This window comes from Alcanivorax sp. HI0044 (assembly GCF_001634945.1).
In genome coordinates this window covers 1-288 of the sequence record NZ_LWEZ01000959.1, presented here as the reverse complement: position 1 = coordinate 288, position 288 = coordinate 1, and the positions used below count along the sequence as shown (strand labels likewise).

General features: G+C 62.8%; 1 protein-coding gene. It reads right to left on the bottom strand.

Going from position 1 to position 288, the window contains the following annotated elements; all coding sequences use genetic code 11:
- Positions 1-286, bottom strand: a 286-nt coding sequence (locus A3730_RS11215) for an efflux RND transporter permease subunit (protein ID WP_156501156.1), incomplete at its 3' end; no start/stop codon positions are given.
- Positions 287-288: the final 2 nt, after the last annotated feature.

The window sequence follows — 288 nt, the reverse complement described above, 5'->3', positions numbered from 1 at the left end:
CATCCAGGCGCGTGCGGATCTGCTCCAGCACATCGCCCGTGTCATGCCCTTCCAGCACATCCAGCTGCACGCTGCATAACCCCTCACGGGATTCGCTGATCAGCTCGGTACCGCCCTCCACATCGTCCACCGCGGTTTCCACCGGCGTACAGACCAGTGATTCCACGGTTTCCGGGGTGGCCTGGGGGTACGCCACATAAATGCCGATGCGGTCCAGCGGCACATTGGGCAGGGTTTCCTGACGGGTATGGGGAATAGCCAGCAGCCCTGCCAGCAGCAGGGTCATCA